At 38.1% G+C, this 19,525-nt stretch carries 20 protein-coding genes; 18 read left to right on the forward strand and 2 right to left on the reverse strand.

Going from position 1 to position 19,525, the window contains the following annotated elements; all coding sequences use genetic code 11:
• Positions 1-38: 38 nt before the first annotated feature.
• The 15 genes from ACDZ29_RS20660 to ACDZ29_RS20730 all read left to right on the forward strand — a co-directional run bounded on the left by ACDZ29_RS20660 (position 39) and on the right by ACDZ29_RS20730 (position 15,194).
• The gene (locus ACDZ29_RS20660; RefSeq protein WP_375088517.1) at positions 39-524 is read left to right on the forward strand and encodes a pyridoxamine 5'-phosphate oxidase family protein; all 486 of its coding nucleotides are present in this window, start codon (positions 39-41) and stop codon (positions 522-524) included.
• Between the two features lie 260 nt (positions 525-784).
• On the forward strand, positions 785-1,618 hold the full coding sequence (locus ACDZ29_RS20665) for an alpha/beta fold hydrolase (protein WP_375088518.1): 834 nt from the start codon (positions 785-787) through the stop codon (positions 1,616-1,618).
• A gap of 240 nt (positions 1,619-1,858) precedes the next feature.
• Positions 1,859-2,545: a cyclase family protein gene (locus ACDZ29_RS20670; protein ID WP_375088519.1), complete on the forward strand. Its 687-nt coding sequence runs from the start codon at positions 1,859-1,861 to the stop codon at positions 2,543-2,545.
• Positions 2,546-2,559: 14 nt separating this feature from the next.
• Positions 2,560-3,279 (forward strand): carboxymuconolactone decarboxylase family protein, encoded by a 720-nt coding sequence (locus tag ACDZ29_RS20675; RefSeq protein ID WP_375088520.1) that lies wholly within the window; start codon positions 2,560-2,562, stop codon positions 3,277-3,279.
• A 21-nt stretch (positions 3,280-3,300) separates the two neighbouring features.
• Positions 3,301-3,990, forward strand: a complete 690-nt coding sequence (locus ACDZ29_RS20680) for a CoA transferase subunit A (RefSeq protein WP_370014618.1) — start codon at positions 3,301-3,303, stop codon at positions 3,988-3,990.
• Entirely contained in the window at positions 3,983-4,615 is a 633-nt protein-coding gene (locus ACDZ29_RS20685; protein ID WP_375088521.1) for a 3-oxoacid CoA-transferase subunit B, read from the forward strand. The genes ACDZ29_RS20680 and ACDZ29_RS20685 overlap by 8 nt, the downstream gene beginning before the upstream one ends.
• Positions 4,616-4,635: 20 nt before the next feature.
• Positions 4,636-5,751, forward strand: coding sequence for a muconate cycloisomerase family protein (locus ACDZ29_RS20690; RefSeq protein ID WP_375088522.1), 1,116 nt, complete (start codon positions 4,636-4,638; stop codon positions 5,749-5,751).
• Between the two features lie 75 nt (positions 5,752-5,826).
• Complete coding sequence (locus ACDZ29_RS20695; RefSeq protein ID WP_370014619.1) at positions 5,827-6,165, forward strand: DUF3870 domain-containing protein; 339 nt, start codon at positions 5,827-5,829, stop codon at positions 6,163-6,165.
• A gap of 4 nt (positions 6,166-6,169) precedes the next feature.
• On the forward strand, positions 6,170-7,363 hold the full coding sequence (locus ACDZ29_RS20700) for a thiolase family protein (RefSeq protein ID WP_375088523.1): 1,194 nt from the start codon (positions 6,170-6,172) through the stop codon (positions 7,361-7,363).
• Between the two features lie 27 nt (positions 7,364-7,390).
• The gene (locus ACDZ29_RS20705) at positions 7,391-8,203 is read left to right on the forward strand and encodes a dioxygenase (protein WP_370014621.1); all 813 of its coding nucleotides are present in this window, start codon (positions 7,391-7,393) and stop codon (positions 8,201-8,203) included.
• A gap of 264 nt (positions 8,204-8,467) precedes the next feature.
• Complete coding sequence (locus ACDZ29_RS20710; protein WP_375088524.1) at positions 8,468-9,835, forward strand: MFS transporter; 1,368 nt, start codon at positions 8,468-8,470, stop codon at positions 9,833-9,835.
• A 210-nt stretch (positions 9,836-10,045) separates the two neighbouring features.
• Positions 10,046-11,386 carry an MFS transporter gene (locus ACDZ29_RS20715; protein WP_375088525.1) on the forward strand — a complete coding sequence of 447 codons (1,341 nt, stop codon included), beginning with the start codon at positions 10,046-10,048 and terminating at the stop codon, positions 11,384-11,386.
• A 29-nt stretch (positions 11,387-11,415) separates the two neighbouring features.
• Positions 11,416-12,222, forward strand: coding sequence for a sugar phosphate isomerase/epimerase family protein (locus ACDZ29_RS20720; protein ID WP_375088526.1), 807 nt, complete (start codon positions 11,416-11,418; stop codon positions 12,220-12,222).
• Positions 12,223-13,158: 936 nt separating this feature from the next.
• On the forward strand, positions 13,159-14,478 hold the full coding sequence (locus ACDZ29_RS20725) for an MFS transporter (RefSeq protein WP_375091183.1): 1,320 nt from the start codon (positions 13,159-13,161) through the stop codon (positions 14,476-14,478).
• Positions 14,479-15,035: 557 nt separating this feature from the next.
• Positions 15,036-15,194 (forward strand): hypothetical protein, encoded by a 159-nt coding sequence (locus ACDZ29_RS20730; RefSeq protein ID WP_375088527.1) that lies wholly within the window; start codon positions 15,036-15,038, stop codon positions 15,192-15,194.
• 133 nt (positions 15,195-15,327) lie between these two features.
• Here ACDZ29_RS20730 and ACDZ29_RS20735 read toward each other — a convergent pair whose 3' ends face one another.
• Positions 15,328-15,510, reverse strand: a complete 183-nt coding sequence (locus ACDZ29_RS20735) for a hypothetical protein (RefSeq protein ID WP_375088528.1) — start codon at positions 15,508-15,510, stop codon at positions 15,328-15,330.
• 175 nt (positions 15,511-15,685) lie between these two features.
• Here ACDZ29_RS20735 and ACDZ29_RS20740 point away from each other — a divergent pair, with 175 nt between their 5' ends.
• Positions 15,686-15,871, forward strand: coding sequence for a YjcZ family sporulation protein (locus ACDZ29_RS20740; RefSeq protein ID WP_289324628.1), 186 nt, complete (start codon positions 15,686-15,688; stop codon positions 15,869-15,871).
• Between the two features lie 362 nt (positions 15,872-16,233).
• On the opposite strand, the gene ACDZ29_RS20745 is transcribed toward ACDZ29_RS20740, so the two are convergent.
• Complete coding sequence (locus tag ACDZ29_RS20745) at positions 16,234-17,610, reverse strand: PLP-dependent aminotransferase family protein (RefSeq protein WP_375088529.1); 1,377 nt, start codon at positions 17,608-17,610, stop codon at positions 16,234-16,236.
• Positions 17,611-17,770: 160 nt separating this feature from the next.
• Here ACDZ29_RS20745 and ACDZ29_RS20750 point away from each other — a divergent pair, with 160 nt between their 5' ends.
• Together ACDZ29_RS20750 and ACDZ29_RS20755 are read left to right on the forward strand one after the other, a co-directional pair.
• Positions 17,771-18,673, forward strand: coding sequence for a DMT family transporter (locus ACDZ29_RS20750; protein WP_375091184.1), 903 nt, complete (start codon positions 17,771-17,773; stop codon positions 18,671-18,673).
• A 169-nt stretch (positions 18,674-18,842) separates the two neighbouring features.
• Positions 18,843-19,460: an FMN-binding negative transcriptional regulator gene (locus ACDZ29_RS20755; protein ID WP_375088530.1), complete on the forward strand. Its 618-nt coding sequence runs from the start codon at positions 18,843-18,845 to the stop codon at positions 19,458-19,460.
• The last annotated feature ends 65 nt before the right edge of the window (positions 19,461-19,525 follow it).

Genomic DNA, 19,525 nt, shown 5'->3' on the forward strand with positions numbered 1-19,525 from the left:
GTGTTAATTACTGGGGAATTAAAGAAAAAGGTGAAAAAATGAATGGAATGGAAATGCCAGTAGAGGTATTCGCCTTGTTAAATGGCAAAGAATTGGCCGACAAACAGCATGAAGCCATGATGTTGTTGACGGTAAGTGAAGAAGGATGGCCACATACTGCTATGATTAGTGTGGGTGAGATCGTAGCAATAAGCCGTGGGGAATTAAGGATTGGTCTATGGCCGGATACTTCGACTACAACCAATGTCATTCGTACCCATAAAGCTACACTGGTTTTGTTTTGGAAAGGGAAAGCTCATTATATTCGACTATCGATAGAGAGATTAAAAGAGCTGCCAAATGCCCGGTACCAAAGAGAAAGGTTCTACGCCAAAATAGTAGAGGCACGGGAGGATATTGCTAAGTATGCTGAAATAACCTCTGGAATTAAAATCGACTTGAAAAATTCCAAAGAAGTCGTAGAACGATGGAGTGAGACCATAGAGGACCTCCTTCAAAAAAATTCCGCAAGTAACAACTTTTAGTTACAAAGAAATCGAAATTATCAAATTAAATTTGAAATAATATGAACTTCCTGTAAAATGGAAGCATTACATGTATTTATATCATGCCTATTCATTAATCATTAAAAAAAGTCCTTTTTTAATGAAAATTAATGAAGTGACTGGCTATCTTAATTTCGCGATCAAGTTACCTTGATGGTTAAGTTAAGATAGCTTTTTTTTATTAAATATGTAGGCTGGCTGGTTTATGTTGATAATCAAGGATATGGAGGAGTATTACTATGGAAATGTATGTAAAGGAATTGAGGGATCATAGAATCCAAATTGCAGATTATCCAGGAACGAAAGGGACAATCATCGCCATACATGGTTTAACGGGTAATCATAAGCAAATGCATTATTATGCAGAAATGTTAAAAGGCGAGTACAGAGTCATTTCGATTGACTTGAGAGGGAGGGGAAATAGTTCAAGTGCAGATGAGCAGTCTTCTATTTTCAATCATGCAGAGGATGTAATTGAGTTAATTCAGGAGTTAAAGATTAATAATCCAATTTTGATTGGGTATTCAATGGGAGCATTCATCTCAAGTGTTGTAGCCAGTAAATTAACCTCGGTACAAGCCCTGATATTATTGGATGGTGCGGCCACTTCCTCTCAACAACAAAGGGACATCGTACAACCATCATTAGGCCGATTAAGTAAAGAATATGAATCTCAAGAAAGTTATATTGCGGAAATTAAGGAAATCTATAGCCGTTTGGGTATCAAATGGACGGATCATCTGCAAAGTGTGGTGGAGTATGAGGTTCATGAAGTGGATGGTCACTGGGAGAATAAATCATCAGAAGATAGCATTCTTTCAGATTTCAATAGTTTTTATTCTTTTGTCCCTAAAGAAGTTTGTAGTCTAATTACCTGTAAAACCTTATTGGTTTATGCCAGTGGGAAAATAGGGGATTTTCCTCCATTATTTTATGAAGAAGCCTATGATGATACGAAGAAATATACACCTGATATTGAAACGATCGTTTCAACTTGTAACCACTATACAATGGTGTTTGAAAATAGAGTGGAGATTAGTGAAGGGATAAAGTCTTTCTTAAAACGAATTTAATTTTTTAAAAATAATTTTAAAAAAAATATTGAAATTAACAGAAAATAGTGTAATATTTAGAATATAAAATAAACTTAATTATTGCCTATTCACTAGCTATTAAAAAATAACCTTTTTTAATAACAACTGGTGAACAAATGGCTACCTTAAACACCTGCTGTCAATTATTGATAGTAATGTTTAGGGTAGCCATTTTTGTCGTGATAATGTAAACGCTTAATGAATTTGGGGGTTTTACCATTGAAAATCATTGATTTAACATTGGAACTGTACGATGGTCTAGTTACAAATAATGATTTACCTGCAATAGGCATTAAAGATGAACCTCTTGAACATAAGGGAAAACATGATTCGCTTCCTAAAGGATTCCGTACCAAGTTGATCTCTTTTTCTGATCATAGTGGGACACATGTCGATGTACCTTCACATTTCTCTGTAAATGAGGAGTCGTTTGAAAACATCAAGCTGAAGAAAATGTTTGGGGATGCCCTCATACTGGATGTAAGCATGTTAAAAGCAACAGATGAACCTGTTACGAAAGATTTACTTGAAGAGGCGGAACGCAGGCAGGGAGTATATGTTGAAAAAGACGATATTGTCCTCATCAGGATATGGGGACAAGAATGGGGGAAAGAAGGCTTTTTTGAAGCGCAGGCTTTAGATGATAGTGTGGCTGAATGGTTTATCGAAAAGCAAGTACATATTGTCGGGTTGGATTTGCCCAATGCCGATTCGAACCAGGATTCAGAAAGTGGAATTCATCAAAAGTTACTGAACAATGATATATATATCGTCGAAAATCTAGTGAATCTGGAAAAATTACCTAAGCACTCTCGCTTTCTTTTTTTCGGGATCCCTTTAAAACTAAAAAATGCAACAGCCTCACCTATTAGAGCACTATCGATACTTGACTCTCAATTAATTTAAAGAGGTGCAGACGAATGAGCGAAGGATTATCGTATTTTAAAGAAGTTTATGATGTGGTACCAGGCTGGGTGCAAAAAATGCACGATTATAGCCCAAATGCACTTGATCACTATACAAACTTACGCAGTAACATCATGCAAGAGGGAGCCTTGACGAAGAAGGAGAAAGATATCTTACTGGTAGGCATGAATGCTGCGAGGTTGTATGAACGGAGTATGGTTTACCATACAAAAGGGGCAATGGATGGTGGAGCAACATTACCGGAACTGGTGGAATACCTAATTGTTTCATACTTATATAACGGAACTAAAGCCTTAAGTATAGGAATTAAGTCTTTGGAATATGCCCTTACACTTAAAGGCATTCGATATCCCGAAATAAGTGGCCATAAAGAAACAGCAGAAGAAATCCTGCTTTATATGATTGAGCTATTAGGTGATGAGGAGACGGCATTCGTCTCGAATGTTTTGAAACTGGTTAAATCTGAAGACCAAAACTCCCTCAAAGATTATATATTAAGCGATTCAGTCGTTACAAAAAAGCTAAAACATATCCTGATGACAGGAATATTCATTACAGAATTAAAAGGGAAACAGGTTGGGGAATGGATGGAGACGGCAAGGTTAAATGGAGCTTCGGAAGAACAATTAGCGGAAGTGGGACTAATTTGCTTATTGACTGCTGGAATACCTGCTTGGTTTGAAGCAAGTGATTCATTAATAGAAAATAAGTAACGTGAGATTGGTGGGGAAAACATGACGAAAGTACATCAAGATATAGAAGCAGCTTTATCTTGTGTGAAGAACGGTCATACATTAATGGTTGGAGGGTTTGGCTTGATCGGTGCCCCTCTTACTTTAATTGATGGTTTGGCCAAAAAGGATGTAGCAGGCTTAACTGTCATCAGTAACAATTTAGGCGAGAAAGGGAAAGGTCTGGGAGTTCTCCTAAGTCAGAAGAAAATAAAAAAAGCGATTGGTTCTTATTTTACAAGCAATCGTGAAATTGGGGAGCTTTACCTACGTGGTGAAATTGAATTAGAACTTTTACCACAGGGGACATTAGCGGAATCCATTCGTGCTGGCGGTGCTGGCATAGGCGGTTACTATACGAAAACGAGTGTAGGGACCGATTTAGCAAAAGGAAAAGAAGAAAGGGAGATAAATGGGGCTACATATATGTTTGAACCTGCCATAAGAGCAAATGTAGCTTTGATCAGGGCATGGAAGGCAGATGCGCTTGGTAATCTTGTTTATTATAAAACTGCTCGAAACTTTAATCCGGTTATGGCAACAGCCGCAGACGTCGTAATTGCAGAAGTGGATGAGATAGTTGAACCTGGTGAACTCTCGCCAGAGGAGATTGTAACACCGCATCTATTCGTCGATGGAATTATTAAGGCAAAGAAATTCCTGACGAAGGAAGGTGTCAAAGATTATGAGTGAAAAAGAATCAATGCAAAATATGATAGCAAGACGGGCGGCAAAAGAATTGACGGGTCCTTGTATAGTGAACCTTGGAATCGGGATTCCGACCTTGGTTGCAAAATACATTGATGATGAAAATGTTTTTTTCCATACGGAAAATGGATTATTAGGGGTTGCAGAAGTGGATGAAGATAAAATCGATCCCAATTTAGTAAATGCAGGCAAGTTACCAGTAGGGGAATCAATTGGTGCATCATTCTTTAATAGTGCAGAATCGTTTGCAATGATCCGTGGAGGCCACATCGATGTTGCTATCTTAGGTGTTTTGCAGGTGGGTCAAACCGGGGAAATTGCAAATTGGGCGGTGCCTGGCAAGAATATCATGGGTGTTGGAGGAGCGATGGACCTATTGGTTGGTGCCAAAAAAGTGATCGTGACAATGACACATACAAGTAAGGAAGGTCAAAGTAAAGTTTTAAAAGAGTGCACCTACCCCATTACTTCCAATCGAAGCGTTGACATGATCATCACTGAATTGGCTGTCTTTGAAGTTATTGACAAACAGTTGAACCTGATTGAATTGATGCCCGGTGTAACGATCGAAGAAGTAAGAGCAAAAACGGAAGCGGATTTTATCTATTAAATGTTAAAAAGGTGGATTAAATGAAAATACGTTCAGTAGATGTATACATTATTGATTTACCCACAATTCGTCCTCATCAGCTTGCCATGCATACGATCGTGGAACAAACAATCATTCTTGCCCGTGTCATGGATGAAGAGGGAGCGGAAGGTTGGGCAGAGGTGGCGACAATAGGCGGGGCTTCATATGGTGAGGGGACGCCTGAGGCGATAAAAGTGAATATTGATACTTATATCGCCCCACTTATCATAGGTAAAAACCCAATCCATTATGACAAAATCATGCATGAGGTTTCACTTAATGTTAGAGGGAATAATTTTGCAAAGGCTGTCGTTGAATCGGCCATGGTAGATTTAGTAGCTAGAAGGAGAAACATCCCTGCCTATGAATTATTCGGAGGGCAAATTCATAAATCATTGCCGGTGGCATGGACTTTGGCAAGTGGGGATACGTATAAAGATATCGAAGAAGCGAAAGAATCCTTACACCAAAAACGTCATAATATCTTTAAATTGAAAATTGGCAAAGGTAATCCATATAAGAATGTGGAGCATGTATTGAAAATTATTGAAGCAGTAGGAGATCAAGCCCGCATTACGGTTGATGTTAATCAAGCATGGGATGAAACAACGGCTACGTATTGCATTGAAGCTTTACAGGAAGGTGGGGTTTCCATGGTCGAACAGCCGCTGCCAGCTTGGGATAATGAAGGGATGTCAAGATTGACCGAACGTTTTAAGGTTCCGATCATGGCCGATGAATCATTGAATACTTTACAAGATTCATTCCAAATAGCTAAACATAGAGCAGGTAATTCCTTTGCCTTGAAAATATGTAAACATGGTGGAATGACCCAAACAAAAAAGGTGGCTGCGATTGCCGAAGGTGTAGGTTTTGGTTTGTATGGCGGAACGATGATTGAATCATCATTAGGAACGGCCATTTGTGCACAACTTTATTCAACCATTCCAAAATTTGAATTCGGTACTGAATTGTTTGGACCGTTACTTTTCAAAGAAAATATTACGCTAAACCAAATTAAATATGAGAATTTTGAAATAATCATCCCGGATGGGCCAGGATTTGGCATGGAGATAGATATGGAAAAAGTAAAACATTTTTCAAGAGGTCTTTAATTAATATAAACTGGAAAGGGGATTATGGAACACCCACTGGTTTATGCAAGTAATCTTGAGAGGATGTAGTTTTATATGGGACAGCCAACATTATTAATCACGGCCTATGCGAAGGCACCGCAAAATACGAGCATGTATGAAAATTATAAATACGCTGGGATGGTACTTGAAATCCACAAGGAAAGTCACATTATCATTAATGCAGAATTTACGTTTTTAACAACTTTGGCCCAGGATTTTTTTAAGCGAATGATAGTAGGTTTTGATTTTAGTAAAGATATTGATTCCTTAATAGATAATATTAAAACGGACTTTTTGGCTCCATCGCAGCAGTCGGTGATTGTTGCCTTGAAAATAGCTCACCAAAGATATAAGGATAGTTTAGAAGAAAGAAATAAAAATAGGAGGGGGTAGAAAATTGAGCAATGTAGTTATTATAGACTCGGTTCGCACCGCTATAGGGAAATTAGGGGGAGCATTGGAAAATGTTCCTGCCGATTTCCTGGCAGCCGCTGTCCTTGATGAAGTGATCAAGAGAGCGGATATTCCTAAAGAGAGTATTGATGAAGTGATTATGGGACAAGCCAAACAAAGTTCAGACGCGTCAAATTTGGCAAGGGTTGCATCGCTCAGGGCAGGCTTCCCTGTGGAAGTACCAGGTTATACCGTTCACCGACAATGCGGATCCGGCATCCAGGCGATCAATTCTGCCAGTCAACAAATACAATGCGGATTTGGAGATGTAATCATTGCAGGTGGAGCGGAATCAATGAGCACGGCTCCATACTATATGAGAAATATCCGTTTTGGGTTGAAATCAGGCAATGGACAGTTATTGGACCCGAATACGGAAAGCCAGCCAGGTTCACAGCCTATAGAAGATTACGGTATGTTAACGATGGGAATGACAGCAGAAAATCTGGCTGAAAAATATTCCATTTCAAGGACTGAACAAGATGAATTTGCTTTAAGGAGCCAGGAAAATGCAAGACGGGCAATTTCTACGGAAATATTTTCGAAAGAAATCGTTTCCTATCAAATTAAAACGAAAAAGGGGTTAATGGAATTTAATGTGGATGAGCACCCAAGAGAAACCAGTCTGGAAAAGTTGGCCAGTTTAAAACCGGTTTTCAAAAAAAATGGAACGGTAACCGCAGGAAATAGTAGTGGAAGGAATGATGGTGCATCCGCTCTGATACTTATGTCGGAAGAAGCAGCCAAAAGGCGTGGTAAAAAGCCGAAAGCAAGAGTGATTGCTCAAGCTGCAGCAGGCGTATCACCGAATTTCATGGGGCTGGGGCCTGTTGACTCTACCTTGAAAGCGCTTCAAAAGTCAGGGTTGAAACTGAATGATATTGATTTAATAGAACTGAACGAAGCCTTTTCTGCACAAGCTTTGGCAGTGATCAAAGAATTGAACCTTGATATGAATAAGGTGAACCCTAACGGCGGTGCCATTGCCATGGGACATCCAATTGGTGCCACTGGTGCAATTTTAGCAACCAAATTGATACATGAACTAGAAAGAACCGGAAAAAGATATGGGCTAATCACACTATGTATAGCAGGTGGATTGGGAATCAGTACGATTATTGAAAATAAACAGATATAAAAACTTATAAAAATTGGAGGAATTATTATGAAGAATCAAAAAGTAATCGACGTTTATAATGGATTGGTAGTTAAATTCAAGGAATTAGTCAGTGAATACGAAATTGATCATAATGACTATCAAGCTCTTGTTGATTGGATGGATCAATTAGGCAGGGCAGGGGAAATTCCGTTGTTTATGGATGTTTTCTTTGAAACTCATGCACTTCAAGAAATGTATAAAAGTGTAAAAGGAACTGAACCTACTATTCTAGGACCATATTACATTGAAAATACGCCAGTCGTTCAAAATCCTGGAGTGCTGCCACAACGTGAAAATGAACCAGGTGACGCCCTTTACTTTTCAGGATCTGTGAAAGATGTTAATGGAAATCCGTTGGCAAATACAAAAATAGATATGTGGCAGGCCGATACAAATGGTGAATACTCATACTTCGCCGAAGGAATTCCAAATGATAATCTACGTGGAGTTTTTTATACGGATGCGAATGGTAATTTCGAAATTAAAACAGTTGTACCGGGTAATTACTCAATTCCAACAGATGGACCCTCTGGTCAGTTCTTAAAGTGGATTGATCATCATTCATTTCGTCCAGCACATTTGCACCTGTTATTCCAACCGGAAAATGGCGATAGATTAGTAACACAAATTTATTTTGAAGGCGACGAATATTTAGAAAATGATGTTGCACAAGGTGTTCGCGGAAGCTTAATTACAAAGTTAGAAAAACATTCCGGTGCTGAAAAAGGATTGAAAAATGAATATTATACAGCTCATTTAGATTTTGAACTTAGATTACAAGATAAACCTGTTTTCAATAAAGCTGTCGTGAAAAATTAATCATCCCTAAGAATATGCAGGCAAGAATCTTGAAAAAAGGGTTTGTTCCCTTAGTATATATACCCATGAATCTTTTCAAAATTATATATAACCGGGATTGATCCTTTTAAACGAAAGTGCCTAAGTGGATAATGAAATTGAAATAGTTTGCTAATGAACAACCTTAGTCTGTATTATCTGATTTTTTCGTTTTTTCGAGTTCCTGTATTGGAACTCGGAAAAAACATTCGAACGGACATTTTTTAAAAGGATGGGAGGCGGAAAATGCGTAGTGTAGTTGCTTCGGATATTATTGCTGTCAGTAAATTTAACCGCTTTCATTTACTTGTTTTTCTTTGGTGCTTTTATGCCATCGCATTCGACGGGTATGATATTGCGATGTATGGTGTGGGCTTGCCATGGATGATGGAAGAGTGGAATTTAACTTCCATTCAGGCAGGGGCAGTCGGCAGTTATTCCTTATTCGGCATGATGATGGGGGCCCTGATTTTAGCACCTATTGCAGATAAATATGGCCGGAAAAATGTTCTCGTTATTTGTATGATTTTGTTCAGCGTATTTACCTTGGGGGCAGGGATTGCACCCAACCTCACATGGTTCACCGTCATGCGCTTCATTGCTGCAATTGGCATGGGTGCCTTGATGCCGAATGTTATATCGCTAATGACTGAATATTCCCCAAAACAAAATCGGGCCATCATTGTAGCTGCGATGTATTGTGGCTATTCAATCGGTGGAATCATGGCATCGTTAGTAGGAATGTATATCGTTCCTTATACGGATTGGCGTGTATTGTACTTTATTGGAATTCTGCCATTACTTACACTTCCAATTTTCATGAAGCAGTTTCCTGAATCCCTTTCCTACTATTTAGCAAAGAAAGAAATTGGTAAGGTTGTTGAAATCCTCAATAAAGTCAAACCAGAAGGGGATTTTAAGGAAACAGACGATTTCAGGCTTAATGAAGCTGTACAGATGGGGAAAGGATCTCCAGTAAAAAAACTCTTCACGAACAAACGGGCATTCAGTACGATTTCAATATGGGTGGCTGTGTTCTGTACATTGATGATGGCTTATGGATTAAATACATGGCTTCCAAAAATGATGCAGGATTCCGGATTCAGTATCACCTCGAGCCTTTCATTTAACCTGGTTTTATGCCTTGGTCAAATTGGGGGTTCCTTAGTAGGCGGTTATTATGCTGGAAAAATGGGACATCGTAAAATTCTTGTTACACTATTCTTGATAGGGGCCGTTACCTTTGTCGCATTGAGCGCTACGACTAATACCGTCGGAGTATATTTATTGATCTTCGTGGGGGGTGCCTGCACTGTAGGTGCCATGAACTTGGCCAATCCGTATATCACAGAATATTACCCCCGTGAGATCCGTACGACGGGGATGGGCTATTCGCAAGCTATAGGCAGGATTGGCTCAATCCTCGCTCCTACTTTAATTGCCTTTCTTCTGTCAACAGGCATGAATCCAAAGATGGCTTTTGCTACATTTGCCCTTCCAAGTATCATCGCAGCAATCGGTTATCTTCTTGTCCAAGAGAAATATGGATCTTTTGACAGGGTAGTCAAGGAGGATAATGAAGAGGTAGAATCAGAGAAGGCTGTAACTAACTAAAGAAATCATTCACAATTCGGAATACTTCCCCTTAGTTGTTTAACTTTGCAATAAGGGGAATCTGCTATTCTAAGTTCTTAGGAGCTGCTCTTGAAAATATTAAACCCAGGTTGCTAAGTGATTGCAGGAAATATACAAGCATTTATATAATTTCAATAAAATTAGTAGAACGATGTACTAGTGTTAGGCATTAGGTTAGGGGGGAAAATATTGAGCTCAGAATTAAAGGCAATAATAGAAGATTGCACATCGGAACTGGAAACTGACAGATCAATAAAAGGAAAACAGAAAACTGTTCGATGGTTTATCTTATTTCTAATTGCTTTAGTCACTTGCATTAATTACATCGACCGTGCCATCATTTCGCTTGCGGCTCCGAATATTCAAGCCGATTTACAAATAGATCCGGCTTTAATGGGAATCATATTTTCCGTTTTTGGCTGGAGTTATACCTTTTCCATGTTATTTAGCGGCTACTTTCTTGATAGATTTGGTCCTAGAAAGGTATACACGGTTTCTTTGATTTTTTGGTCTGTATTTACATTCATGGTAGGAACCGCGAAAAGTATATCATCACTGGTTGCATATCGCATAGGACTCGGTGCATTTGAATCTCCTTCCATTCCTACAAATGCCTGGTGTGTATCCGAGTGGTTTCCTAAAAAAGAACGGGCTACAGCTGTAGGGATTTATACGGGTACCCAATATATTGGGTTAGCCTTCCTGACTCCAGTTTTTACTTGGATCATCATAACATTTGGTTGGAATTACCTTTTTTATATCGCCGGAAGTATAGGGATTCTTATTGGATTTGTTTGGTATGGATTCTATCGGAACCCAAGGGAACATAAGTGGATTTCTCAAGAAGAGCTAAATTATATCAAAGAAGGCGGAGGGATGATCGGAACTGAAGAGAAGCATCCGTTCTCCTGGAAACGAATGGGCCAACTGCTTAAACACCGTCAAATTTGGGGAATGTTCATCGGGCAATTTTCCATTCAAACTACTTTGTTTTTCTTTATGACTTGGTTTCCATCCTATTTGATTGATGAAAAGGGAATGACAATGTTAAAAACAGGAATTTATGCCAGTATCCCATACATTGTCGCGATACTAGGAACTCTCATTGGCGGCCGATGTTCCGATTGGATGATAATACGCGGGTTATCAACCGGAATGGCCCGTAAACTGCCCATTATTGTCGGATTGTTACTTTCTTGTTTGATCCTCGGGGGGAATTATACGGATTCACCAAACATGGTCATCACCTTTATGGCGATAGCATTCTTTGGACAGGGGATGGCATCAACGGTTACCGGTGCTCTTTTAGCTGATATTGCCCCGAAAGGAATGGTAGGCCTAACGGGTTCCTCACTATATTTTGTAGCTAATATTGGCGGGGCATTATCACCGTTAATCGTCGGTTTAATCATTAGTGCGACTCATTCTTATGCAGCAGCGCTAACCTTCATATCCGTAGTGGCCCTAATTGGTGCTTTTGCTTATATCTTTCTTCTAGGAAAAGTCAGGCGTATAGAAATCACTGAATGAAAAAATAAAAGGAGAAAGGCGGAATTACATTGAAACTGAGTTTATGCACTACAGGATTTAAAGAGTGGGATATAGAGGAAATAATAAATTGGCTGAATCCGTTGCAAGCGGATGTTAAAGGACTTGAATTATGGAATAAACATATAGAACGATATCAGGAGAAGCACGGACCACTGGACAAATTAGTCCAATTACTTGAAAAAAATGATTTACAAATACCTTCCATTAGTGGATATACGACTTTTTCGAAACTCTGGAACCAAAAAGAACATCAAAACGAAATCAATCAAGCAAGAACATTGTTAGATATGGCCCATCAATTAAACTGCCCATTAATACGGACGTTCGCTGGGCATATAGCATCAAGGAATGCCTCACCAGAGCAATGGTCGGAAACGGCTACCGAATTAAATAAATTAGGGCAAATGGCAGATCTCTATGGAGTGGATGTTGCAATAGAAATTCACTATGACTCCTTTGCTGATAACCTCGAAGCCATACATAAGCTTTTAGAAGATATCAACCATCCACGGATAAAACTGATTTTCGATGGAGCAAACTTATACGTTGATCAATTGAATCCGAAAGAGGTATTGGAATCCATTTTCCCTCATGTCAGCCATGTACATTTAAAAAATTATCACTACAATCATAAAGAGCGTTATAAAAACAAGCCGGCACCCATTTTTAGTGGGGATGTTGACAATATTCGCTTACTCGAAGAATTGAGAAAGCGAAATTATACAGGCTTTGTTTCTTTGGAATATTTTGGTCAGGAAGGAATGCCTAACTTGCTTGCCTCACTAGAACAATGGAAACAACAACTGACATATTGATTCTATGTATTCTAGATGAAAAATAATCGTGGGAAATTCATCTTTTATTAAAATCTTAAGAGATTGATACGACAACAATGCAGTCGAATATCCAGTAGTATAAGAGGGTCCTCATTTGCGAGAGGTTGAATACAAAATCTTGAACCTGAACAAGTCAGTCGAATTCTCCATGGAAAGAAGCGCGACATATTGATTTAAAAAGGATTCCAGTGGTACATGGCTCTGCATAATCGACAACTCTTATGGTGCTGAAATAATTGAACAATTGAAGTAATTAGTGAAAGCTGCTATATTTGGTGGCTTTTCATAATAAATGTGTTTTAATCACAGCCTCTGGGGAAATGTAAAATGGTTGTGCGACCACTATCAACTATATGGAACGAGAGAACCTGTCTGTGGCAGGTTCTACTCTACAGCAAGAATTAGGGCTAACTGTAACACAGTTAGGGGTGTTATTCTCAGCTTTCTATTTTAACTAAATTGTGGTGAAAAGGGATAATTTGGGTCAACTTATGAAAAACGGGAAATGACATGTACATATTCCCACTAAAAAAAGAAACCATCACCGGCTAGATTTAAAATTGATGAGCTTTTGTTGGGAAGTGAGATTAATTATCTTCACCGTATAAACATGGCAGTAGCTGCTTCTGTAAACCAAGATGTTTATTAAATTGATGATGGGTGTCCTTATTAGCTAGGCTCAAGGTTAAACGATTCCTTTCTAGGAATGTAAGCGTTATATTTGAGCGTCCTAAATTAATTCATAAAAACAGCAATAAATTTGATCCATTTTTTAAGATCCTTACAATTTTTGATTATATTAAGTTCAAGGTGGTTATGACCCAAAAATGAGAATATAGGATAAACCAGTAGAAGGGAAGACTTCAGGTTTTTAAAAAAAGAAAATCTTAAGGAGGAGTTACTATGAGCGAACCATTGAAAGTGGAAAATGAAAATGTATCTATATCCATTAAACATAGAAAACCATCTCGTGCCAGATTTATGATTCTTGCCCTTTTGTTTTTTGGAACTGCAATAAATTATCTTGACCGTACGAATATGGCAGTAGCTGCTTCTGCTATTCAAGATGATTTGGGATTAGATCCAGCTATGTTAGGTCTAATTCTTTCTGCTTTTGGTTGGACGTATGCGTTCATGCAAGTTCCCGGAGGATGGCTTACCGATCGTTTTGGCCCTCGGGTGGTATATGGCATCTCTCTTATATTATTTTCACTGTTTACTCTCCTTCAAGGATTTGCCAAAAACTTTGGGACCTTATTCGGACTTCGTCTTGGCCTTGGTTTTGCAGAATCACCTGCCTTTCCTGCAAACAGCCGTGTTGTCGCCTCTTGGTTTCCACAACGGGAACGTGCGCTAGCTACTGGGGTATACACAGCAGGTGAATATGTAGGGTTAGCAATCGCGACTCCTTTACTATTTTGGCTATTGTCCTCTTTCGGCTGGCATTCAATCTTTATAGTAACGGGTATAATTGGATTGATTTTTGCTTTAGTTTGGTACAAGTTTTACAAGGATCCGAAGGACAGTAAGTATATAAACAAGGAAGAAATGGATTATATACGTGAAGGAGGCGGACTCGCCGAAAGCGCTGGTCAAGGTCAAAAAATTAATTGGTCAAAGGCACGGCATCTTTTTAAGCATCGTCAATTCTGGGGTATCTATATTGGACAATTTGCCGTTGCATCAACTCTGTACTTCTTTCTCACCTGGTTTCCAAGCTATCTTGTTCAAGAAAAAGGGATTACTTTGCTAAAAGCTGGCTTTGTTGGTTCTATTCCATACATTGCGGCAGGGATTGGAGTGCTTGTAGGTGGTTATTGGTCAGATAAAATGGTAAAACGTGGAGTATCCGTTGGTGTTGCACGTAAAACCCCAATTATCCTTGGATTGTTGGGTGCTTGTACAATTATACTGGCCAACTATACAACGTCTATTGCTCTGGTTATCGCGGTTATGTCGTTCGCATTCTTTTCACAAGGAATGTCAGCCATTACATGGACTCTGGTTTCGGATATGGCTCCAAAAGAGCTAGTCGGATTAGCAGGCGGGATATTTAATTTTGCAGGAAACTTATCAGCAATTGTTACGCCTATCGTCATTGGAATAATTTTGAGCGCAACTAATTCATTTAATGGGGCTATCGTTTTCGTAGGTGTAGTTGCCTTAATTGGAGCTTTATCATACATCTTCATTGTAGGCGATGTTAAAAGGATTGTAATACCCGAAAATGAATAAATGCCATTTTTAAAGTGAAAAAGAGAGGTTAATAGCTCATTACAGATCTCCATGGGGAGTAATTTATACTTCATAGGAAACTGTTATGAGTTTTTTTAATATCAATATTTACATATGAAGAAAGATAATTATTTTGGAGGTTGTTCTACAATTGCCAGTATCTTGCTCTATTTTGCGGCATAAGGAGTTCAAGAAACAAAAAGCTTAGAGCATTCCATGATAAGAAAAAATCAGAAGGAAAGCTATCCTCGGTCGATATAATTTGTCATCGTACTAGTTAAACCAGAAAATATATTAGTTGATTATTATGGTCATTGAAACTATGTTACTTAACCTGACATGTCAATTGCTTTTTTTTCCATTACCAATTATATTTATTAAAATACCTTCTGCTATGTCTGACTAGAGCTCAGAAAAGAGTTTTATTGAAGTGGTTAGTTATAAAGGAAAAATGAATGGGGAAATAAACATTCATTTGAGGCACTGGTCCAGAAAGTTAACAAATTTAAATTAGTCCTCTTTGGTTAAAGAAATTTATAAACAAAGGTGGGTATGAGATGGGCTTGTTAGGTAGAGTGGTTTTTTTAAAAAGATTACGAGATGAACTGTTGGAAAAAAGAAAACAGGGAGCCACTGACCTTCAAATTGATGAAATTGACAAGCAAATACGGAAGATTAATATAGAGATACAGAATATGATGAAGATGATGGAATAAATAGTTTCTTGTTTTAAGAATACACGACTTGAACGATTGGTTAATTTTGTTTGTTACCATTCAAATTTTTAACAATGGGGCGTCTCTACAAGAAAGTATGGACGCTTTTTCTTATTGAACTTCCTTCTTGGCACTACAGACTGTAAAGTAAGGAAAAAACCGCTTCCTTACATTCTGTACGTGTCGCTTCGGCATTAAATGATGAGATAACGACTACCTGTATGATGCTTCGCCTAAATTCCGTAGGTTCCTTCCTATACCAATTACGGCTGCTGCCGCCAAATCGAACGACCGAAAACCGTAAGAATCGGCTCATGAAGATATGGTCGATTCCGTGTCAGGTGATTTCAGTTCGTAAGGATGGTCAATAAAAGGAATGTGAATTTCGCATAAGTTTTTGGGTATTATTGTGTCATTATCTTAATTAGAACATAAGGTGGAGTAACCCATTTAATTATTTTCCCCCTTAAACAAAAAAGGAGATGTTTTTATTGTCAAGTTGTGGTCATGAATCAAGTTGTGGTTGTGATAACGGTGTTGGTGGATTTGGTGGAGGTTTCGCATTTATAGTTGTATTGTTTATACTCTTAATCATTGTTGGAGCTGCTTGCTTCGGTGGTGATGGAGGTAACGGTGGCGGTTATGGCGCCGTTCAAGGGTATGGCGGTTTCTGTTAAAAATAGTATATGAAAAAAAGCCGACTCTTTATTGGTCGGCTTCTTCAATTAATCTGTCCCTTTGTTACATAGCTTGAAAGAAGGTGATGATTTGAGGAGCTAAATCAGCAGCTCTTTTTCTAATGCAACTATATGGGGAGTTTAGTTTCATAACGTGGCAGTTTTCAAGACTTCGGAGACAAGTTAAATAAAAAGACCCCTCCAAAAATCATCGGTTTGAGAGGGTCTTATTTTATTTAAAAGTTGTAGATTTGGGTCTCTCAAATGATTGCACAACTTCTAAGTCACATAAACAACGTTTTGATAATATTTCTTAAGCGGCATAATCCTGTGATGATACCCCCAATTTAAACTTACCCATACTAAATGAGTAAAAAGTTATTTGGAGTAATATGATTTTTTCTACTGTCAATCAAAGCAATACAGTGAGCCAATCGCTCTACCCCTGGTTTAATTTGGCTTTCGTTCACTTGAGAAATACTTAAACGAACGAGATTTTCCTTTTTATATTCAGCTAAAAACATTCTAGATGCATCATCTACATATATATGCTGCTCATTTAGCATATGAACTACCTGTTTTGCTTTCACATTTTCGGGCAAACTGATGGATAGATAGAATCCTGAAGTCGGTTTGGAAAAAGAAGTATTAGCCGGCAGCAATAATTCACATGCTTCTTGAAGAAGTTGCATTTTAGTACGATATACCTCTTTTACTTTTTTGAGATGGCTATTAAACATACCACTTTTTAAATAGATTTCTAGCGCACCTTGAGAAAGTGCTGAACTATTAAAATCCGAACTGAATTTATATCGTAAAAAATTGTTAATCATTAATGCAGGAAGAACGACAGTACCAATCCTTAACCCTGGGAGAAAAATTTTCGAAAGGCTTTTAATATAAATCACTCGCCCAGAAGGATCAAAAGAAAATAAAGGATCTGATTTTGGATTTGGATCAAGGTCTCCTAAAATATCATCCTCCACTATATACACATCGTATTTTTCAGCTAACTCAACGATTTTCTTCTTTTCGCCATTCGTGTAAGAATGTCCAAGTGGATTGTGAAATCTCGGGATAATATAGAAAAATTTTATATCATTATTTCGAAAAATGTATTCCAGACGATCAAGATCAATCCCTTCCATCGATAATTCAATCCAAAAAGTAGTAGCTTGATGCAGATTGATGGACTCAATGAATCCGAAATAAGTAGGCTGTTCAATCAGAATATTGTTTTTCCCATTTGGAAATGGCATAGAAACCAATAAATTAAGGGCTTGCTGCGAGCCAGACACAACGACTAGCCTTTCAGGTTGAGTGAACACCTGTAAATTTTGCAAATATTTCACTAACTGTACTCGTAGTGAGTAAAGCCCTTGTTGATCAGAGTATGTAAAAAGCTCTTCTTTATATTGGTCAATTGCTTGATTCATACAATGTTGAAATTCCACATAAGGCATAACATTTTTATCTGGACCTGCAGACAAGAAATCAATCACCTCATTTTCTTCCGTCGCTTTTTGAAATTCATTCACAACATAGTAGCCGCTTTTAGGAACAGAATAAATTAAATGCTCCTTTTCAAGTTCGGCGTATGCTTTAATGACTGTATTTTTGCTACATGAAAAATACTCGGATGACTGACGAACAGAAGGGAGTTTGCTACCTGCAATTAGCGAACCTTCTGCTAGTCGAAGCTTAATTTCTTCCATTATCTTAATATATTTTGAGTTCATTTATTGATCCCCTTTCAACTGTACCAGGACAGATAGGTAAAAAAATGGTTTATTTTTATTGTAAGTACTCATAGTATGTTAATTATATCAGAACTGTTTTTAAGATAAGTAAACGATGGTACAGATTTGATACAAAATATAAAGACTGGGGTTGGGTAAGATGCAGGGAGAAACCAGAGCGAAATTAGGATTGTTTTTGGGATTAGTGGGTGTCATTTGTTTTAGCTTAACGCTCCCTGCTACAAGTATTGCTGTAGCGTATTTTGGGACTACGGTCGTCGGTTTAGGAAGAACAGTTGTTGCTGCTATTTTAGTAGCTGTGGTATTGATCGTTCGAAAAGAAAAACTACCTTCTTCAGGGCAATTTAAAAGTCTACTTATTGTTGCTGTTGGTGCAGTTTTAGGATTTCCTCTCCTCACTTCTTGGGCAATGGAATCCTTGCCTGTTTCTCATGGGGCTGTGGAATTAGCCCTGTTACCGTTATCAACAGCCGGATTTGCTATGTTTAGGGCAGGTGAAATCCCTTCTCGCAAATTCTGGGTTTCAAGTATGATCGGCTCTTTAGCTGTCATTATGTATGCACTTCATCTTGGATTCGGACAATTGCAATTTGCCGATTTAGCTTTATTGGCAGCAGTAATTATACTGGGACTTAGTTATGCAGAAGGGGGGAAATTAGCGAAAGAAATAGGTAGCTGGCAAGTGATTGCTTGGGCAATTATGATTGGTGCTCCATTTTTCATTATTCCAGTAGGGCTAAACCTTACAACTGATATGCTCCATGCCCCTTTACAAGCTTGGGTAAGTTTAATTTATCTCTCAGTGGTTAGTCAATTTCTAGCATATGTTGCTTGGTATAGCGGAATGGCTATGGGAGGAATAGCAAGAGTTAGTCAGATTCAATACTTACAACCATTTTTAATGATTCTATTTGCAACAGTATTTCTAGATGAATCCATCACATTTTTCACTCTTGGAATAGCAGTGATTGTTGTCTTTTCTGTTATATTAGGCAAAAATGCTCACGTATCAATAAAAGGAGCTGTATCAGAGAAAAACTAACTGCATGTTCAATTCAGATAGCTAAATATGAAATGAATCGTATGGCATATAGCTTATGGAACGATCGAATTGTAATGGATGTTGTCATGAATAATGAGGATTGTGGTTGAAAAACGGTTATCTTATATAAATCTTAATGATAAGAAAAAATTCTAAGTGGAGAAAAAACATGTATATTCCTGCACATTTTAAAATTAATGACGAAAAACTTGCCTTCGATATTATGAGGGAACATAGTTTTGCGACTCTTTTTTCTCAACATAATGGAATACCTTTTGCGACTCATTTACCATTAATTTTAAACAAGGATAATTCATACTTATATGGACATTTTGCTCGTCCTAATCCTCAATGGAAAGACATCAAAAATCAAACCGTCTTAGCTATTTTTCATGGTCCGCATTGTTATATCTCCCCATCATGGTATGAGACGAATAATGCCGTACCAACATGGAATTATGTGACCGTTCATGTTTACGGAGAAGTCGAACTGCAAGAGGATGAACATGAGTTAATGAGCTCTCTACATGATATGGTGTCGAAGTACGAAGCACCTGACAGTTCATACAGTTTGCAAGATGTAGATGCTGTGTTTCTCACTGGCATGAACAAAGGAGTTCAAGGATTTAAAATAAAAATCAATAAAATAGAAGCGAAAGCAAAGTTAAGTCAAAACCATCCATTGCAAAGACAAGAGCTGATCGTTAATCAACTGGAACAGACTTCAAAAACAAATGAGCAACAGATTTCACTTTTAATGAAAGGAAACCTAAAAAAACAACCTTGAATGGTACTGCACTAGCGGGAGTGTTGATCCAGTATGGATTAACGCTCTTTTTGTGGAAAAAACTT

The sequence above is a fragment of the Peribacillus sp. RS7 genome, assembly GCF_041956845.1.
Lineage (GTDB): Bacteria > Bacillota > Bacilli > Bacillales > DSM-1321 > Peribacillus.

Excerpts from the sequence above, each read along its gene's own strand:
- ACDZ29_RS20660 (WP_375088517.1), top strand. The coding sequence starts at position 39 with ATGAATGGAATGGAAATGCCAGTAGAGGTATTCGCCTTGTTAAATGGC.
- ACDZ29_RS20665 (WP_375088518.1), top strand. The coding sequence starts at position 785 with ATGGAAATGTATGTAAAGGAATTGAGGGATCATAGAATCCAAATTGCA.
- ACDZ29_RS20675 (WP_375088520.1), top strand. The coding sequence starts at position 2,560 with ATGAGCGAAGGATTATCGTATTTTAAAGAAGTTTATGATGTGGTACCA.
- ACDZ29_RS20680 (WP_370014618.1), top strand. The coding sequence starts at position 3,301 with ATGACGAAAGTACATCAAGATATAGAAGCAGCTTTATCTTGTGTGAAG.
- ACDZ29_RS20685 (WP_375088521.1), top strand. The coding sequence starts at position 3,983 with ATGAGTGAAAAAGAATCAATGCAAAATATGATAGCAAGACGGGCGGCA.
- ACDZ29_RS20690 (WP_375088522.1), top strand. The coding sequence starts at position 4,636 with ATGAAAATACGTTCAGTAGATGTATACATTATTGATTTACCCACAATT.
- ACDZ29_RS20695 (WP_370014619.1), top strand. The coding sequence starts at position 5,827 with ATGGGACAGCCAACATTATTAATCACGGCCTATGCGAAGGCACCGCAA.
- ACDZ29_RS20705 (WP_370014621.1), top strand. The coding sequence starts at position 7,391 with ATGAAGAATCAAAAAGTAATCGACGTTTATAATGGATTGGTAGTTAAA.
- ACDZ29_RS20710 (WP_375088524.1), top strand. The coding sequence starts at position 8,468 with ATGCGTAGTGTAGTTGCTTCGGATATTATTGCTGTCAGTAAATTTAAC.
- ACDZ29_RS20730 (WP_375088527.1), top strand. The coding sequence starts at position 15,036 with ATGGGCTTGTTAGGTAGAGTGGTTTTTTTAAAAAGATTACGAGATGAA.
- ACDZ29_RS20735 (WP_375088528.1), bottom strand. The coding sequence starts at position 15,510 with ATGAGCCGATTCTTACGGTTTTCGGTCGTTCGATTTGGCGGCAGCAGC.
- ACDZ29_RS20745 (WP_375088529.1), bottom strand. The coding sequence starts at position 17,610 with ATGAACTCAAAATATATTAAGATAATGGAAGAAATTAAGCTTCGACTA.
- ACDZ29_RS20750 (WP_375091184.1), top strand. The coding sequence starts at position 17,771 with ATGCAGGGAGAAACCAGAGCGAAATTAGGATTGTTTTTGGGATTAGTG.
- ACDZ29_RS20755 (WP_375088530.1), top strand. The coding sequence starts at position 18,843 with ATGTATATTCCTGCACATTTTAAAATTAATGACGAAAAACTTGCCTTC.